At 34.7% G+C, this 18,711-nt stretch carries 14 protein-coding genes; 9 read left to right on the top strand and 5 right to left on the bottom strand.

Going from position 1 to position 18,711, the window contains the following annotated elements; genetic code table 11:
- Nucleotides 1–40 precede the first annotated feature (40 nt).
- Nucleotides 41–1,492 (top strand): glycoside hydrolase family 30 protein, encoded by a 1,452-nt coding sequence (locus HNP99_RS00925; protein ID WP_173850342.1) that lies wholly within the window; start codon nucleotides 41–43, stop codon nucleotides 1,490–1,492.
- 63 nt (nucleotides 1,493–1,555) lie between these two features.
- The gene (locus tag HNP99_RS00920; protein ID WP_173850340.1) at nucleotides 1,556–3,820 is read left to right on the top strand and encodes a glycoside hydrolase family 3 N-terminal domain-containing protein; all 2,265 of its coding nucleotides are present in this window, start codon (nucleotides 1,556–1,558) and stop codon (nucleotides 3,818–3,820) included.
- A 91-nt stretch (nucleotides 3,821–3,911) separates the two neighbouring features.
- Here HNP99_RS00920 and HNP99_RS00915 read toward each other — a convergent pair whose 3' ends face one another.
- From HNP99_RS00915 to HNP99_RS00905, 3 genes are read right to left on the bottom strand one after another with little or no spacing between them, the layout of a single operon-like run.
- Nucleotides 3,912–4,994 carry an alkaline phosphatase family protein gene (locus tag HNP99_RS00915; RefSeq protein WP_173850338.1) on the bottom strand — a complete coding sequence of 361 codons (1,083 nt, stop codon included), beginning with the start codon at nucleotides 4,992–4,994 and terminating at the stop codon, nucleotides 3,912–3,914.
- A 13-nt stretch (nucleotides 4,995–5,007) separates the two neighbouring features.
- On the bottom strand, nucleotides 5,008–6,417 hold the full coding sequence (locus tag HNP99_RS00910; protein WP_173850336.1) for a SusD/RagB family nutrient-binding outer membrane lipoprotein: 1,410 nt from the start codon (nucleotides 6,415–6,417) through the stop codon (nucleotides 5,008–5,010).
- Nucleotides 6,418–6,427: 10 nt separating this feature from the next.
- Entirely contained in the window at nucleotides 6,428–9,517 is a 3,090-nt protein-coding gene (locus HNP99_RS00905) for a SusC/RagA family TonB-linked outer membrane protein (RefSeq protein WP_173850334.1), read from the bottom strand.
- Nucleotides 9,518–9,709: 192 nt separating this feature from the next.
- On the opposite strand from HNP99_RS00905, the gene HNP99_RS00900 reads away from it, so the two are divergent.
- The 5 genes from HNP99_RS00900 (at nucleotide 9,710) to dnaG (ending at nucleotide 15,784) form a co-directional block, all read left to right on the top strand.
- Nucleotides 9,710–10,687, top strand: a complete 978-nt coding sequence (locus tag HNP99_RS00900; RefSeq protein ID WP_173850332.1) for a polyprenyl synthetase family protein — start codon at nucleotides 9,710–9,712, stop codon at nucleotides 10,685–10,687.
- Nucleotides 10,688–10,814: 127 nt separating this feature from the next.
- The gene (locus tag HNP99_RS00895) at nucleotides 10,815–11,375 is read left to right on the top strand and encodes an RNA polymerase sigma factor (protein WP_173850330.1); all 561 of its coding nucleotides are present in this window, start codon (nucleotides 10,815–10,817) and stop codon (nucleotides 11,373–11,375) included.
- Nucleotides 11,362–12,072, top strand: coding sequence for a hypothetical protein (locus HNP99_RS00890; RefSeq protein WP_173850328.1), 711 nt, complete (start codon nucleotides 11,362–11,364; stop codon nucleotides 12,070–12,072). Before HNP99_RS00895 ends, HNP99_RS00890 begins: the two co-directional genes overlap by 14 nt.
- Before the next feature lie 39 nt (nucleotides 12,073–12,111).
- Nucleotides 12,112–13,707 (top strand): porin family protein, encoded by a 1,596-nt coding sequence (locus HNP99_RS00885; protein WP_173850326.1) that lies wholly within the window; start codon nucleotides 12,112–12,114, stop codon nucleotides 13,705–13,707.
- Nucleotides 13,708–13,816: 109 nt separating this feature from the next.
- Nucleotides 13,817–15,784, top strand: a complete 1,968-nt coding sequence (dnaG, locus tag HNP99_RS00880; RefSeq protein WP_173850324.1) for a DNA primase — start codon at nucleotides 13,817–13,819, stop codon at nucleotides 15,782–15,784.
- A 1-nt stretch (nucleotide 15,785) separates the two neighbouring features.
- Here the strand turns inward: dnaG and HNP99_RS00875 are convergent, their stop codons facing one another.
- Both HNP99_RS00875 and nadE read right to left on the bottom strand, forming a co-directional pair.
- Nucleotides 15,786–16,415, bottom strand: a complete 630-nt coding sequence (locus tag HNP99_RS00875; protein WP_173850322.1) for a response regulator transcription factor — start codon at nucleotides 16,413–16,415, stop codon at nucleotides 15,786–15,788.
- Between the two features lie 91 nt (nucleotides 16,416–16,506).
- Nucleotides 16,507–17,310 carry an NAD(+) synthase gene (nadE, locus tag HNP99_RS00870; protein WP_173850321.1) on the bottom strand — a complete coding sequence of 268 codons (804 nt, stop codon included), beginning with the start codon at nucleotides 17,308–17,310 and terminating at the stop codon, nucleotides 16,507–16,509.
- Between the two features lie 102 nt (nucleotides 17,311–17,412).
- Here nadE and gldB point away from each other — a divergent pair, with 102 nt between their 5' ends.
- Both gldB and gldC read left to right on the top strand, forming a co-directional pair.
- Complete coding sequence (gldB, locus tag HNP99_RS00865; protein ID WP_173850318.1) at nucleotides 17,413–18,369, top strand: gliding motility lipoprotein GldB; 957 nt, start codon at nucleotides 17,413–17,415, stop codon at nucleotides 18,367–18,369.
- Entirely contained in the window at nucleotides 18,369–18,707 is a 339-nt protein-coding gene (gene gldC, locus HNP99_RS00860) for a gliding motility protein GldC (RefSeq protein WP_173850316.1), read from the top strand. Before gldB ends, gldC begins: the two co-directional genes overlap by 1 nt.
- Nucleotides 18,708–18,711: the final 4 nt, after the last annotated feature.

Raw genomic sequence — 18,711 nt, 5'->3', positions numbered from 1 at the left:
GTCTTTTAAAGTAGTATTACAAGAATTTAAAAATACAATAATGAAAATTCCAAAGTACACATTACTATGTTTGCTGTTTTCGTTTGTAGCATTTTCGCAAAAGCAAAGTAAACAAGATATTGCTACAGCAGCTAAAAAAATTACAGTATATACTACTGCCGAAAATACAAGACTCAGGTTGAGTCCTACAGCTAAGTTGTTTTTTTCGAAAGCAACGCAGCCTTTAGAAACACAATTAGCAATCGTGGTGGAGCCTAGAAAAACGTTTCAAAATTTTTTAGGTATTGGAGGTGCAATTACTGATGCAAGTGCCGAAGTTTTTGCAAAATTACCAAAGGACAAACAGCAAGAATTTTTGACATCCTACTACGATAAAGAAAAAGGTATTGGCTATTCTCTGCTAAGGACAACGATACATAGTTCTGATTTTAGCAGCGAAAGCTACACTTATATTAAAGAAGGAGATAAGGATTTAAAAAGTTTTTCTATTGCTCACGATCAGCAATATAAAATCCCTTTAATTAAGCAAGCAATAAAAACAGCTGGTGGTAAGTTAACAACTTACGCGTCTCCATGGAGTCCTCCCGCTTTTATGAAAAGCACAAATAATATGCTGCAAGGAGGTGTTCTTTTACCAGAATATGACCAAGCTTGGGCTAATTATTATGTGAAATTTATTAACGCTTATGAAAAAGAAGGTATTCCTATCTGGGGTTTAACAATTCAAAATGAACCTATGGCTAAACAAACATGGGAATCGTGTTTGTATACTGCCGATGAGGAGCGAGATTTTATAAAAAATTATTTAGGACCAACACTTAAAAAAGAAGGTTTAGGAAATAAAAATATTGTTATCTGGGACCACAACAGAGATTTAATGTATGAAAGAGCAAATACAATTCTTTCTGACCCTGAAGCAGCAAAATATGTTTGGGGAACTGGTTTTCATTGGTACGAAAACTGGTCTGGAGGAGAACAAATGTTTGATAATGTTCGAAAAGTTTACGAAGCCTATCCCGATAAAAAGCTATTGTTTACTGAAGGCTGTGTAGAACGTTTTGATGCAAATAAATACCAGTTTTGGCCTAATGCCGAAAGATATGGTAAAGCAATGATTAATGATTTTAATAATGGAACCGTGGGCTGGACAGACTGGAATATTCTACTAGATCAAAATGGAGGACCAAATCATGTGGGGAATTTCTGTTTTGCACCTGTTCATGCAAATACCAATACGGGAGAACTAATCTATACGCCTTCCTATTATTATATTGGACATTTTTCTAAATTTATTCGAGTTGGTGCAAAAAGAATCAGTTCAGCAGTAAGCAGAAGTGTTTTAATAAGTACTTCTTTTCTTAATTTAGACGGAACTGTGGTGACTGTGGTTATGAATGATTCTGATAAAAGTATCACGTATAGTTTAATGGTATCGGCTAATCAAGCCGAGGTTGTAATACCTCCTCATGCCATGCAAACCCTAGTTTATTAGTGTAAGATCGCTTTCGCGAAAGCAAAAATTGCTTTTAAAAGTGTATAAAATTTAAAATTAAATATGAAAAATACAGTAGTGTTATTAGTTGTCTTTTTGTTTGCAGGAACCGTTTGGAGCCAAGAAGTAAAAAACAATAAATCAGCAATAGATAATAAAGTAGCTGCTTTATTGTCTAAAATGAGTATAGAAGAAAAAGTAGGTCAAATGACTCAAATAACCGTTACTAATTTTGAAGTAACTGGAAAAAAAGGAATTCTTGATGCTGCAAAACTAAAAGAAGGAATTCAAAAATACCATATAGGATCCATTTTAAACGTTCCTAATCCAGGAGCTCAAACTATTGAACAATGGAAAGGAGTGATCTCAACCATTAGCACTGAAGCTAATAAGACGAGATTGAAAATCCCTGTTTTATATGGTATTGACGCCATTCACGGTGCAAGTTATACACAAGGAGCGACTTTATTCCCGCAGCAAATAGGTTTGGCAGCAACCTTTAATACCGAATTGGTTAAAAAAGGAGCGCAAATTTCAGCTTATGAAACACGTGCTTCTTCTATACCTTGGGTTTTTTCACCTGATTTAGATTTCCCTAGAAATCCAGCTTGGTCAAGAATGTGGGAAACTTTTGGTGAAGATGCTTATCTATCATCAAAAATGGCTGTGGCTTTAGTTGAAGGTTATGAAGGAGACGGAGTGGGATCTAAATATCAAGTAGCATCGTGTATGAAACATTACATAGGTTACGGAAGCACCACTAGTGGAAAAGACCGTACGCCAAGTATTATTCCTGAACGTATTTTACGTCAGTATGACTTGACCATTTATCAAGCTGCAATCAAAGCGGGTGCCAAAAGTGTGATGGTAAGTTCAGGAGAGATCAATGGAACTCCAGTGCATGCAAGCAAGCATTTAATTACCGATATTTTAAAAAACGAGTTGGGTTTTTCAGGCGTTGTAGTAACGGACTGGAAGGATATAATTTATTTATATACCCGTCATAAAGTGGCTGAATCAAATAGAGATGCTGTTAAAATCGCTGTTATGGCAGGTATTGATATGAGTATGGTTCCTGAAGACTTTACTTTCTATACTGATTTAGTAGACCTTGTTAATAAAGGGGAAGTACCTATTTCTCGTATTGATGATGCTGTTTCTCGAATTTTAAAAATGAAATTTGAACTTAATTTATTCGAAAATACGGTAGCTGATCTCAAAGATTACCCTGCTTTTGGTAGTAAGGAACACATTGAAAAAGCGTATCAAACGGTAGCAGAATCAATTACTTTATTAAAAAATAAAGAAGCTATTCTACCATTAAATAAAAACGAAAAAATATTAGTTACAGGAGCTACGGCAAACAGTATGAAGTACCTTAACGGAGGTTGGTCTTATACTTGGCAAGGAGAAAATTCAGATACTTATGCTGCGGATAAATTCACAATTCTGGAGGCTTTTCAAAACAAAATTGGGAAAGAAAATGTATTGTATACACCAGGCGCAGATTTAGAAATTGAAAATGATGCTGAAATAGAAAAAGCAGTTGCTCTTGCAAAACAAGCCTCTAAAATTGTTTTGTGTTTAGGGGAAAAAAATTATACCGAAACACCGGGGGATATTAGTAATATATACATGAGTGATTCGCAAATAAAATTAGCTTTGGCTTTAGCCAAATTAGACAAGCCAATTATCTTAATTTTGAATGAAGGCCGTCCAAGGTTGATTAGTGATTTTGAATCAAAAATGAATGCGGTCATTCAATGTTACCTTCCCGGAAACGAAGGAGCAAGAGCTTTAGTAGATATAGTGTATGGAGAGGTGAATCCAAGCGGAAGATTGCCTTATAATTACCCAAGATATCCAAATTCATTAGAAAAATACAATAGAAAATATACCGAAAGTATTTCAGAAGGGGAGCAAAATGACGATGCTAAATATGAAAAAAGTTACTTGCCACAATATGAATTTGGTACCGGTTTATCCTACACGACTTTTAAATACAGCAATATAAAAATTGATAAAAAAGAGATAAGCAGTTCAGATGATATTACAGTTTCTGTTGAGGTGACTAATTCAGGGTCTTCACAGGGTAAAGAAGCAGTTTTGTTGTATTTATCAGATAATGTAGCGTCAATTACGCCTGAATTTAAATCGCTAAAACGTTTTGAAAAAATTGAATTGGCGCCAGGAGAAACTAAAAAAGTTTCATTTACTTTAAATCCACAAGATTTAAAATTTGTAAACAACGAATTAAAATGGATTTCAGAAAAAGGAACGTTTACCATCCAAATAGGAGATCAAAAAGCGGACTTCTTATTACAGTAGGACGTTTAGCTTAGAATAATTATGGTTTTGTTTTTTGTATAAAAGGGTTTGACATTAATGTCAAACCCTTTTATTTTGGTATACTATGATTCTATTTTACCAACCCTGGTATTTCATTAGCAATAGGATGATTGGCTTCAAAAGTGTATCCCATTATTTTTGCCATAGTTTGCGCAAATTGATTTTGGTACAATTGATTTTCGTTTTTCATTTCGCCCTTCGGTTCAATTTGTGGTCCCATAGTAGCAAACCAAATTTCGCTAGCATCATTTATATGAGGACCATGACTTGTCCATTCTGCTTTTATGATATCCCCACGTCCGTGATCTGTGGTGAATACTAATGCCGTTTTTCCTTTGTATTGTGGGTCAGTTTCTACAAAGTCCCAAATTTCCTTAATCCAAGTATCTACTTGATGTGCGGCATCAAGGTAGGAACGGTAAAAGCCATAATGTGCCCATTCATCGGTTTCACCATACGATATGTAAAGCACGCGAGGTTTGTTGGTTTTCAATTCTTCTAATGCACCATAATGCGTAAATACATCCAAACATTCTTCTTCATGAAAAGGTTTGAAAGAATCGGTGCGCATGGCATTGATTAGTTTCTGTTTTTCATTTGGCGTTTTACCTCCCACGTTATCGAAGGCAGATACCACTGGGAAACCTGCTCTTTTTTCATTTAAAATGTTGTCAAAAGCATCCCAAGCACCAAAAGCAGCTACTTTACCTTTTATCTTTGGTTGTTTATTCAAGAATTCTAAAATCGTAATATTGGGATTTGCAGGATAGTGGTTAGAATTGATTAAAGTATCTGCATAACCTGTCATGATTTCGTTATAACCAGGATAACTAAACCAATACGGATTGGCATTATTCACTTTGTTACCTACTGTTCTATTGCCATAAATTTGCCCTTTTTTTGCCAAAACTGACCACATAAAAGGCATTAGTTTTTCTCTACGTTCCTTTGGGGTTTCGGCCCAATATTTTTTATAAATATAGCTACTGTCGTTTTGATTGAACTTTTTGTCTCTGGCGAGCGTTTCATCCATCCCTTTAAAAGCTTCTTGCCATCTAAAACCGTCAGTGGTAATTATAATGATGTTTTCGGCTTTTTGAGCTTGAGCTATTGTACCGCAAGCAAGTAATAGTATTATAATTATTCTTTTCATTTTCTTGTTATATTTAAAATTTATCCCACCATACTTTAGCATTAATATCATCTGTCCCTCCTAATTTTTGCAAAGCAGCACTGTTATTTTGTGCATTTACAGATTGCTCTAAACTAGGGTACATGATACGTCTTGGAACTTTATTGCCATTTTTTGATCCTGGACCAGCTTGAATAAAACTAGGTTTCCCTGTTCTTTTCCAATCAAACCACGATTCGGTTCCAGTATGATACAATGCAAGCCATTTTTGAGTGTACAAAACTTCAGTTGTCGCGCTATATGGCGCGGTTGTTGTCAAATAATCAGCTGGCATAACCACATTCCACTGTTTGAATGATGCTTCAACGGCTGTATTATAATAGGTTTGCGCTGATCCTATAGTGATCAAATTACGCTGACTTGCTTCGGCTAGTAAAAAGTTTAGCTCACTATAAGTCATAAAAAGTGCTGCGATTTTTGTTTTGGTATAAAAATAATCTTCCGCTCTTCTTGAATAATTTGTTGGCTCTCCAATTTGGTCTAAAGTCAATCCTGGCTGCAATCCTAATTGGTTGGTAGATCCCGCAATAGGATCAATCCATTCGGCAAGTCTTGGGTCATTGTTAGCGATCAAAGTGTTTACCAAATTTGTTGTTGGGATAACAATATTATAACCATATAATCTGTTGATTCCATCACTCATAGGCGAAATATTAGGGAAACTTCCCGAATAAAAATAAGTAGCATTATCAGCATTCGATGCAAATAAAGGATATTGTGCAGGCTTAGAGACAATTTCGTTCAATTTGGCACTCACATTTATTTTATTCGAAATACGCATCAATAACCTTAGGTGCAACGAATTGGCAAATTTTTTCCATTTCAACATGTCACCGTTGAACAAATTATCACCTTCTACTTTTAGCTTGGTATCGATGATGGCGTTCGCATTATCAAGATTTAAAAGCAATTGGGTGTATATCTCTTCTTGTGTGTCGTATTTTGGTTTTAAAATACCTTCTTCACCTTTTGACGCTTCTAAGTAAGGTGCGTCTCCATAAGCATCTGTAATAACTTGCATGGTATACGTCTCTAGAATCAAACTGATAGCTTCGTAATTCTTATCTTGTAGCAATAAGGCTTGTTTTTTAATGTCATAAATATCATTGAGCCATTTGTACATGCCCCAAAAACGAGCATCAGCACCCCAATTGTAAACATCTAGTTCATTGTACTCGTAATTGCCACCGTATTGAGCCACAATATCCCCAAAATTGAATGAATTATTTACATTGGTATTGGCTAGGTTGAAAATCACATTAGGTAATAACTGTTTTGGTTGCGAAACCGTAGGTTGGTTTTTATTGGTGTTGATTTCTTCAAATCCATCGGTGCAAGAGATGCCTAGACCGCAGAAGAATAATAAGGTTATGAATTTTTTCATGATGTTTTTTTTAGAATGAAGCATTTAATTTTATTCCGTAGTTTCTTGAAGAGGGTAATTGCAACACCTCAAAACCAGGTAAAAGAGTACCGCCGCTAATTGCTTGAGTTTCGGGATCAATGTTTGGAACTTTCGTCCAAAGCGCCAAGTTGTTCCCTACTAATCCTATGCTTAAGTTTTGCATGTGCACAGCCTTAGTGAATTTTGAAGATAAGCTATAATTCAAACTCACTTCTCTTAATTTTACATAAGAAGCATCAAAGGAGTTGGCTTCAATATTGTCTCTTCTAAAAGCGTTTGAATAATACCAGTTTTCGGCAGTCACCGAAGTTGTGTTTGGGCTGTAAGAACCATCGGTGTTTTGAACTACTCCTTGACCTACAATTCCTGTCTCTCTACCTGGTAGGGAAACGGCTAGGATACCGCTTTCCATTCCAATTGCATTGGTCATCGAATAAATTTTACCACCATGACGCACGTCAACAAGCGCATTTAAACTCAGGTTTTTGTATCTAATGTTTGTTGCAAGACCCAGCATCCAATCTGGATTGTAGTTTCCTATTTTCTTGATTTTTGTATCTAATATTGGCGAACCAGCATTGTCATAAACGATTTGGTTATCTGGGCTTCTTAGGTATCCGCGTCCATACATGTCACCCATTCGCTCTCCTACACGAGCTTCAATAGTACCTCCGTTTGGGCCTTGAGCAATGATGTAATTGTCAATTCCTGGAGTTAACTCTTTTACAGTTCCGCGGTTACGAGTAAAATTTGCGTTAAGCGTCCATTCAAAATCAGTAGTGCGAACAGGGGTTAATCCTAATCCTATTTCGATTCCTTTGTTTTGAATTTTACCTGCATTGATTACATTCGAATTAAATCCAGCTGCTTGCGAAATATCAAGACCTACAATTTGGTTTTTAGAGTTAGTTACATAATAACTCATATCTAGTGTGATTCTCTTTTTGAAAAACTGCGCTTCAATTCCGGCTTCGTATGATGTTGCAATTTCAGGTTTTAAATTACTATTTAAAATTGAAGAGGGATTGGTCAATGTTCCAGCTAATGAACCATTGTCGTAGGTTTTTACTAATCGGTAAGGATCAGTATCATTTCCTACAGAAGCGGCGTTGACTCTTACTTTCAAGAAATCTATGTTCTTATTCATTTCGAAAAAAGAAGTAGGGATGAAACTCAAAGAAGCCGAAGGATAGAAATACGAATTGTTGTTTGCTGGTAGGGTAGATGACCAATCGTTTCTAGCGGTAACATCTAAATACAAATAATCTTTGTACCCTATGTTAGCTAGACTATACATACTATTAATCCGTTTTTTATAAATATTTCTAGATTGAATTGGCATTACATTGATGTTTTGCAAATTGTAAATTCCAGGAATACTAATTCCTTGACCTTCAATTTTACTTTCACTAGTATATTGATTCATACTGTTAGCACCATATGATATTTTCACAGTAAAATCGCCAAAAGTGTGATCATAAGATAGTAACATATCAGCATTGTACTCTGTAAAACCTATCGTTTGTTCGCGGTACATTCCGTTGGTGTAGCGAGACGAACCTATAGGTCTGCGTGACCATCTAAAATCATTTGAATTATCCATTCCTATTCTAGCCATAAATGAGAAATCATCACTAATTTGGTAAGTCGAAGACATGTTTCCAAAAATTCTTGCTTTCTTAAAGGCGTTGATGTTTTCGTAGGCAATTTTAAAAGGATTATCACCCCATCCAAACATGCTGTTTTGTCTCACATCTTTCACGGTCCAATAATCCTTTAACCAATCAAGGTCAACATTAGTATGATTCCATAATAAATTGTACATGATTCCTTGACTTCCGTAACCTGAAACTGGCGTGTTGTCACTAGCGCTTTTTGTATAGGTTGCTACCGTGGCAAATTTCCATTTGTCTGAGATATTGTAATTAAGGTTTAGACTTATATTGTCTCTTTTTAAATTAGAATTAGGTACAATATCTTCGCTAGTTGTTTTGCCGTAGCTTAGTCTGAAATTTGTTTTTTCATCTGATCCAGAAATCGAAACGGTATTCGAAATCGAATTTCCCTTCCTGAAAAAGTCTTTTAAGTTATATCTAAATTCGAAGGGTAACACTTGACCTTCACCTACAGAATAGCCTGGGCTACCATTTTGAAGGATCGAAAGCCCTGAATCAAAACGAGGCCCTAAGTTGGTATCAGCACCCGGATCGTAAACTTGTTTAGAGCCTGCACCATAAACACCCTGAATCTCTGGCAAACGCAAAGCCTCGCTAGTCATAAAAGAAGAAGAGATAGAAACACCCAAGCCTTTACCTTTGCGACCAGATTTTGTGGTGATGACAATTACACCATTTGCTGCTCTAGATCCATAAAGTGCAGATGCTGCAGCACCTTTCAATACATTGACGCTTTCTATATTTTCTTGATTGATTTCGGCGGCACCATTACCATAATCAGTAGGCAAATCGGTTTGAGTTGTTGCCGAACTCCCAACACCGTATACATTGTTATTAATAGGAATACCATCAACAATAAATAATGGCCCGTTGTTGTTAATGTTCAATGACTTGTCGCCTCTAATAGTAATTCTAGAAGAACTTGTGATTCCGTTTCCTGAGCCAGAAATTTGAACTCCCGATATTTTTCCAGAAAGATTAGAAACAAAATTGGTCGAGTTCACCTTATTGATATCGTCTGATTTTAATTCTTGGGATGCATATCCTAGAGCGCGTTTGTCTCTTTTAATACCCAAAGCTGTAACGACTACTTCACCTAGTGCTACTGAATCGTCTTGAAGATTAACATTTAATTTTTCTTGATTGGTTGCTATAGCTTCTTTAGTTGTAAAACCCATGTAGCTAAAAACTAGGGTTTTTCCTTTTTCAGTTGCAATGGAGTAGCTTCCATTTGCATCAGCGATTGTGCTGTTTTGAGTCCCTTTTACGAGAATGGTTGCGCCTGTTAGCGGGAAGCCAGCTGAATCTGTTACTTTTCCTTGAATTATAATAGATTGGGAATGCAGCAATTGCCCACAAAGTACAATTAAGAATAAGAGTAGATTTTGTTTTAAAGTTTTCATTTTTTAGTAGTTATGTTTGTTGTGCAAAACTATCGGTCTACTCACGGGATATGATTAAGAAAACTTTAACAAAACAATAGTTGCAATTAAGAATAGGTTAGCAATGTTAACTAGATGTTTTTGTGAATTCAATGTTTAAATTTGTCTAAAATGGCTTTCTTTTTTCTTAAAAGCTGTAACTTTGATGTCTAAATGAATGTTACCTCACAAATAAAACAACCCATCTTTAACGAAATGGAACTTTTTGAAAAAAAGTTCTATGAATCGATGACTTCACAAGTGGCTTTACTTAATAGAATTACCTATTACATCGTAAACCGCAAAGGGAAGCAAATGCGTCCTATGTTTGTTTTTCTTACTGCTAAGATGGTTTCTGGTGGTGCAATAAATGAACGAACTTATCGTGGAGCTTGTGTTATTGAGCTTATTCATACAGCCACTTTAGTGCATGATGACGTAGTAGATGATAGTAATCGCCGTCGCGGTTTTTTCTCGATCAATGCACTTTGGAAAAATAAAATTGCGGTACTAGTTGGAGATTATTTGTTGTCAAAAGGGTTGTTGCTGTCAATAGATAATGACGATTTTGATTTACTAAAAATTATTTCTGTCGCTGTACGCGAAATGAGTGAAGGCGAGTTACTCCAAATCGAAAAAGCGCGACGACTTGATATTACAGAAGATATTTATTACGAAATTATTCGAAAAAAAACCGCTACCCTTATTGCGGCTTGCTGTGCTCTTGGTGCAAAATCTGTAATTGAAGATGCCGTGCAAGTGGAAAATATGCGAAAATTTGGCGAACTGATCGGGATGGCTTTCCAAATCAAAGACGACTTGTTTGATTACACAGATGAAGCTATTGGGAAACCAACCGGAATTGATATCAAGGAACAAAAAATGACGCTTCCTTTAATTCATGTTTTAAATACCTGCACTGCTAAAGAAAAGTCGTGGTTAATCAACTCAATAAAAAACCACAATAAAGACAAAAAAAGAGTCAAAGAAGTAATTGCTTTTGTAAAGGATCACAATGGTTTGGCTTACGCCGAAGACAAAATGACTGAATTTCAGCAAGAAGCACTAATGCTATTGGACAACTATCCTGCTTCTGATTTTAAAGACGCTTTAATCTTAATGGTGAATTACGTTATTGAGAGAAAGAAATAGTTTCGTTTTATCTTTCTGACGAAACAAGAATCCTGACTAAGGATAATTTTTTATATTTATTTTTACCTTCATGCAACCTTTTTGCATCGACATTCGTCTATAGTTATAGAAACCCTTTACAACAACTTTGAAAGTAATCAACTTACATCAAGAGGAAAGAAAAATGATTCAGCTAGCTGTCGATAACAATCGTCAAGCGCAGCAACAAATCTATTCTAGGTTTTCTCCAAAAATGTTAAGCATCTGTCGTTTGTATGTTAAAGATGTGCAGCAAGCTGAGGATGTTATGATTACGGCTTTTATGAAAGCCTTCAGCAGTTTGAAAAATTTTGAACACAATGGAAGCTTCGAAGGTTGGATTAGGCGAATTATGGTAAACGAATGCATTTCTTTTTTGCGTGTGCATAAAAAAGTAAATTTCATAGAAGATAGTTTTTTTATAGAAGAAAGCACAGTTGATAATGAGTGCGATTTAGAAGTGGATGCCATTCAATTATTGATTGATAATTTACCTGAAGGGTATAAGATGGTTTTCAATCTCTATGCGATTGAGGGATTCAAACACAAAGAAATAGCGGTGATGCTGGGGATAAATGAGGGGACGTCAAAATCGCAATTGTCACATGCAAGAAAGATTTTGCAACAGCAAATTAATGCAACAAAAAAATATGATTATGGAGCCAAATAAATTCGATAAGAATATCAAAGTAAAAATAGAGGCAAGAACGATTGCGCCTTCGGCTGATGCTTGGCATAAATTAGAAGCAATGATGTCAGTGGCTGATAAACCAAAACGTAGATATGTTTGGTGGTACATAGCTGCTAGTTTTGTGGGTTTGCTATTAGTGAGTTCTATATTTTTTAATCAGTCTATTTCAAACAAAATTAACACAAGCAATCCAGTAGTTTTAGAGCAAGAGCAAACAAACCCTAACGTAGTCGAAAGTGTTGTAAATAATGAAGAGGATATGCTTCTGCGAAAGGGAATTAGTAGTATTGCAGTTAATGGGGCTATTCGTAAAAAGGAGATGAGAAAAAAATCACCCAACCAAATAAAGGACAAAGACAATGCTGTTGTCGCTAATAATGAAAAAGTACTGAGAGTAGTTTCTCCTACAGTAAAAGTAATTGAAGCAATTAGTACTAACAAATATACGAGCGCAGAAAATCTTTTGGCAGCGGTTAGTGATACTAAAGTGGAGGAGATAAAAGCTGATAAGTCTTTTAAGAAAGCTAGCGTTGGAACTTCTGTAGACCCAAATAATTTGTTATCAAGTGTTGAAAAAGAATTGAATCAATCTTATAAAGAATCGGCTTTAGAAAAATTTAATAAAAAGTTTAATGCTGTCAAAACAGCTTTAGTAAATAGAAATTATCAAGAATAAGTAGTAAATTAATCAATCATCAATCAAAAAACGAAAATCATGAAAAAAATTATTTTATTTAGCATCCTATTTTTGTCGGCTTTTGCTGTAAAAATACATGCCCAGGATAAAGGCAGTTATAAATATATTCAAGACTGGAGCTATTGGCAAGCAGAATCACCAAATTATGAAATGAGCCTTGAAAAAAATGCAGCGTCTGATAATCAAAATACATTTAAAATTAAATCAATCAAAAGTAAGTTTTATGGGTTTGGCACACTTATGAAAACGATAAAATCAGATGGATATTTAGGAAAAACAGTAAAAATGACTGGGTATTTGAAGACTGATGACGTAAAGTCATGGGCTGGGCTTTGGATGCGTGTTGATTACTATGATGTAGCAGTTCTTGCATTTGACAATATGCAAAATAGAGGGGTGAAAAAAACCACAGATTGGACGAAATATGAAATAGTTTTATTTGTTCCTGATGAAGCAACTTCAATTTCCTACGGTGCTTTGTTAGATGGAACAGGTCAGGTATGGTTTAAAGATGTAGTGCTGCAAGTTGTTGCAGATACTATAGCAGAGACGGGTTCAAATAAAGGGAGAGATTACAAGATAATTTCTTTTGAAAAAAGAGCAAAGGCAATTGGAGATGAGATAAATAATATTACAGATAAAGAAAAAGCCGACCTAAAAAAAGCTGTAGATTCTATAGATCAGCAAGTCGACAACGGAACTTTAACTAATGCAATAGCTAAAGAATTAAAGCTTAAAAAAGCAACTGAACATGCTGGAAATATCGATAAAAAGGTAGCTATTGAAGAAGTGAAATTAAATCAATTAGTCAAAGATCAGGTAGAAGGTAAGTATGAAGATGAGGTAGAAAATAAAAAAAGAGGAACAATGTTGATTATTGGAGGTAGTAACGAGGCTATTGGTGAAAACAAAACTGAAATTAATTTAACGTCCTTCAAAGTGTACAATGGTCAAGAAGATAAAATCAAACGACATTATAAAAGAACAACTTCGCAAGTAGTTTTTGCAACGGGATTAAATAATTTAATTACAGATCAACGCGTTCAAAACTCTGACTTTAGATATTTGGGATCTCATTTTTATGAATGGGGACTGACCTTGAATTCAAGAATTTTTAAAGAGGCTAATTTTTTACATGCAAAATATGGTTTGTCGTTAATGTACAACAATTTGAGAGCCACAGATAATAGAAGTTTTGTCGTTGATGGAAATCAAACTAAACTAGACGTTAATCCAGTGAGTTATGAAGATTCTAGATTTAGAACTGTTTCTCTAGTTGTACCATTGCATTTGGAGTTTGATTTTTCAAAATCTAAAGAAATAGATGGTAAACAGTATTTTAAAACACATGATAGTTTTCGTTTAGGTATAGGAGGTTATTTTGGAACGAACATTAAATCCAAACAAATTACTACGTACGATGATGATAATTATAAAAGTCGCCAAAAAGTGAAAGGGGATTTTAATGTAAACAAATTCGTTTATGGGTTAAGTACTTATATAGGTTACAAAGAGACAAGTTTGTATTTAAAATATGATCTAAATCCTTTATTCAAAGACAATGTGGTGAAACAAAACAATGTTTCCCTAGGCGTTCGTTTTGATTTTAATTAGAACGTTTTTGAGTTAGTTGGCAAACCCTTTCAGATAATAAATCTCGAAAGGGTTTTGCTATTTAAAAACTTTGTAACTTTGACTTTTTATAACTTTTACCCAAAATAAATTGATTTCAAAAGCGACTATAGATACTGTTTTCGAAACTGCTCGAGTAGAGGAAGTTATTGGTGATTTTGTTAATTTAAAACGCGCCGGTAGTAATTTCAAAGGTTTGAGTCCGTTTTCTGATGAGCGTTCACCATCCTTTATGGTTTCGCCAGCTAAGGGAATTTGGAAAGATTTTAGTTCTGGAAAAGGAGGAAATTCTGTTGCATTTTTAATGGAGCATTCTCATTTCACCTATCCAGAAGCTATTCGATATTTGGCTAACAAGTACAATATCGAAATAGAAGAAACTGAGCAAACAGATGCCGAAAAAGCTATTACTGATGTTCGTGAAAGTATGTATCTTGTATCAGAGTTTGCAAAAGAATATTTTCATAAAACGCTTTTAAAGTCAGAAGAAGGTAAAGCAATTGGACTTTCTTATTTTAAAGAAAGGGGTTTTACGGCTGAAACAATCGAAAAATTTAGCTTAGGATATTCACCAGAATCATGGGATGCTTTAACTAAAGAAGCCCTTGGAAAAGGATATAAATTAGAATTCCTTGAAAGTACGGGATTAACTATTGCTCGTGAAGACCGTCCTTTTGACCGATTTAAAAGTAGGGTAATGTTTCCTATCCAAAGTATGTCAGGTAGGGTGCTTGGTTTTGGTGGTCGAATTTTAACTAATGACAAGAAAGCCGCAAAATACCTCAATTCACCCGAAAGTGATATTTATCATAAGAGTAAAGTACTGTACGGTATTTTTCAAGCGAAACAATCCATTGCAAAATTGAATAATTGTTATTTAGTTGAAGGATATACTGATGTGATTCAGTTTAATCAAGCGGGTATTGAGAATGTCGTTTCGTCTTCTGGAACTGCTTTAACTCCGGATCAAATTCGTTTGGTAAACAGATTGACGAAGAATATTACGGTGCTATTTGACGGTGATGCTGCAGGTTTACGTGCCGCAATTCGTGGAATTGATTTGATTCTTGAAGAAGGTATGAATGTCAAAGTATGTACATTTCCTGATGGAGAAGACCCCGATAGTTTTGCCAAAAAAACATCTTATGATGATTTAGTTGCTTATTTAGAAAACAACGCTAAGGATTTTATACAGTTCAAAGCGTCGATGTTGATGAATGAGGCTAAGAACGATCCTATTAAAAAAGCAGATCTTATTAGAGATATGGTAGTGAGTATTTCTAAAATACCAGACCGTATTCAGCGTGAGATTTATGTTCAGGAGTGTTCTCGTATAATGGATATTTCTGAGCAAGTTTTAGTGAGTACGTTGGCACAATTAACACAAAAAGGCGAAGTAGAAGAGACTAAGAAACATCAAAAGGATCAAAAAGCTTTTCAAGTTGTAAAAAATGAAAATCCAGCCGATGTTGAAAAAGTAGATATACTTTATCGCTTGGAGCGAAAAATTATTGAAATTTTATTGCTTTACGGTAATAAAACAGAAGAATTTGAGGATACCTTCATGAAAACTAATGAAGACGGAGAAATTGTGATGGTTACTGAGAATAAAGATTTTAAAGTTTTTCAGCGCATTTACCTAAGCCTACAAGAAGATGAGGTAGAATTAGCAAATCCTTTATTTAAGGATATTTTTAATGATTTGATAAACTATTACCTTCAAAATGAATCCTTTAGTTTAGAACAATATTTGATGCATTTACAACCCGAATTTGCACAAGAAGTCACTGATATCCTTATGGAAGATGAGCGACTTGTTATGCACAACTGGGAAGGTCAAAATATTTTTCCGAAATCAAAAAACGATACCATAGCACAAAACGTTGCGGAAACCATTTTAACCATGCGATGGTATCTTGTAGGGAGAATTATAGAAGAATTGAAAAACTCAATAGCACCAGGCGCAGATAATACTGAGCCCATGACTATGATTCAAGACTATAATGGTTTGACCCTAGCTTTTTCTAAAAAACTCGGTAGAGTAATGTCTCGATTTTAATTTAAACGATTTCTAACGTTTTTGCTTTATTAACAAGATCTACTAAATTTGTAACATTTAGTTTTGTTAGTAAACGTAATTTATAAGTACTAATCGTTTTTTCGTTAAGACCTAAAATTTCAGCAATTTCGTGATTTTTTTTACCTCCACTTAAATAACGTAGTACTTCAACCTCACGGTTAGAAAGTTTACGGTACAAACGTTCGCTTTTACTTTGTTTAGCAATTAAAGCTAAATTTTTCTTAACGGTTTCGTTCATGATTATCTTCCCTTGGTGTACTTTGATGATTGATTGACCTAAGGTTTCTAGTTTTTCCTTTTTATGAACATATCCAGATGCACCCGCTTTAATAGCGTTAGGAGCATAAATTTGTTCAGAAAGGCTACTGTAAATGATAACTTTAGTTTTGGGGAAATTTTTCAAGATAGACTTAACCTCAAAGATACTTGCTAATCCTTCTAGTTCTAAATCTAAAAGTAAAACGTCTATTTCTTTGGTAAGTAGGATGTCTCTGATCATTAAAAAGCTACCTACATTGGCAGTGATGGAGATTTCTGAATTGTCTTTAAAGTAAGATTTTACTCCGTAATGGACTACAGGGAAGTTATCTGCTAAACAAACTTTTATCATAATTTCATTTTTTTAAGAGTTGTCTGTGTAATAATTGATTAAATTTAGTTAAAAAAAGTGTGAAATACAATATTCCAAGGTAAAAATACTGTTAACTTATGTTAATTAAGCAAACTGGTATCGGGTTCATCTTATGTTGGTTTACTTTGTTTAATCTCTTGTAGATAGAATAAACAACTTGCTCGCGCGCTGTAAAACCTTCATTTGATCCTCCTTTTTCATCTTGTAACATTGCCCACTCTAACTCATCATAACTAGCACCTAATTGCTCTTCATCAGATTTCTCATCTCCAAACAAGCCATCTGAAGGAGTTGCATTCAATACTGATTCAGGAACTTCTAGGTACGCACCTAAAGCAAATACTTCCGACTTCATTAAATCGGCAATAGGGCTTAAATCAACGCCTCCATCACCGTATTTAGTGTAGAAACCTACACCGAAGTCTTCAACTTTGTTTCCAGTACCAGCAACCAGTAGACCGTGTATTCCTGCAAAATAATATAAAGTAGTCATACGCAATCGAGCTCTAGTGTTAGCAAGAGTTAGATTGAGTTTGTGTTCGTCTATACCTTCTGTGGGAACCTCTTTTTTAAATGTTTCAAAACTAGCAGTTAAGTCTGCTATGGTGTTAGAAACATTAGGAAATCTGTTTTTTAATTGTTCAATGTGTTCTTTTCCTCTACTAACATGACTGGCATGTTGGTGTATGGGCATTTCTACACATAAAACTTTTAAACCTGTTTGTGCGCAAAGTGTTGAGGTAACGGCAGAATCAATTCCGCCAGAGATGCCTACAACAAATCCATTTACATTCGCGTTTTTGGCATAATCTTTCAGCCAGTTTACAATATGAGTATTTACTCTTTCAATTTGAATAGTATTTTTTTTAATCATAATAGTTTAACTTTTAAAAACGAGCAATGTATATTTGCACGGTGATAATAGTAGGATTTTGTTTTTGAGTGGTATTTCAGGTGCAAATTTAATTAAAAAAAAATGAAAATATACGTTTATAGCATACTTCTATGCTGGTTTTTTGTGAGTTGCGGTAAAAAAGATAGGATTGAAAGAGAAATTAGGGAAATTCCAGTTGATATTAAGGTAACCCGTTTTGATAAAATATTTTTTGAAACAGCACCAGAAGATCTTGGAAAAATAAAAAAAGAGTTTCCTTATTTCTTTCCAGCTGGAAATGACGACCAAATTTGGTTAGAAAAAATGAGTAATTCTCAGTGGAGAGAATTATATGGTGAGGTTCAAAAGAAGTATAGTGTTATTGATCCAGTCAAAACTGATTTAACAGCACTTGTACAACATCTTAAGTATTATTTTCCAAAAACGAAGACGCCTAAGCTAATCACAATCATTTCGGAAATGGATTATACTAACAAAGCAATCTATGCAGATAGTTTAGTAATCGTTTCTCTCGAAATGTATTTAGGTAAAGAGCATCGTTTTTATGAGTTCCCTAATTACATTAAGCAAAACTTTGAGGAAAAGCAAATCATGGCAGATGTGGTGTCTAGTTTTTCTAAAAGAAAAATTACTCCTGATGTTAGTAAGAACTTTTTATCAAGAATGGTTACTGCTGGAAAGGAACTGTACTTAAAAGATTTATTGCTTCCTGAATATAGTGATGCCGATAAAATAGGCTATACTCCAGAACAAATTAAATGGTGTGAGGAAAATGAGAATTATATGTGGCGTTATTTTATTGAAAAACAAATGCTATATAGCGATGACCAAAAGCTAACTTCCAGATTTGTTGGTCCAGCTCCTTTTTCTAAATTTTATTTGGAAATAGATAATGAATCACCAGGACAGGTAGGTGCCTGGATCGGTTGGCAAATTGTGCGCTCGTATATGGAAAACAATGAAGTATCTTTGCAGCAATTGTTAGAGTTAAATGCAAAAGAAATATTTGAAAAATCAAAATATAAACCTAAAAAGTAATGTCGGATAAAAATAGATCAGAAATTAAATTTCTAGTAGAATTAGATGAAAACCGTGTGCCAGAAAAATTATTATGGTCCGCTAAAGATGGTGGTGTAGCGCTGGAAGAAGCAAAGGCGATTATGCTGTCTGTTTGGGATAGCAAAGCTAAAGAGAGTATGCGTATTGATTTGTGGACAAAAGAAATGCCGGTTGATGAGATGAAGATTTTCTTTCATCAAACATTAGTGGCAATGGCAGATACATTTCATAGAGCAACTGGTGATGAGAAAATGGCAGATACCATGAAAGATTTTTGTGAGTATTTTGCTGAAAAGCTAGAATTAACTTCTAAGTAATAAA

It is taken from the genome of Flavobacterium gelidicaeli (assembly GCF_013294005.1).
GTDB lineage: Bacteria > Bacteroidota > Bacteroidia > Flavobacteriales > Flavobacteriaceae > Flavobacterium.
Note: the sequence above shows the minus strand (reverse complement) of the source record. Positions and strands in the feature narration are given on the sequence as shown.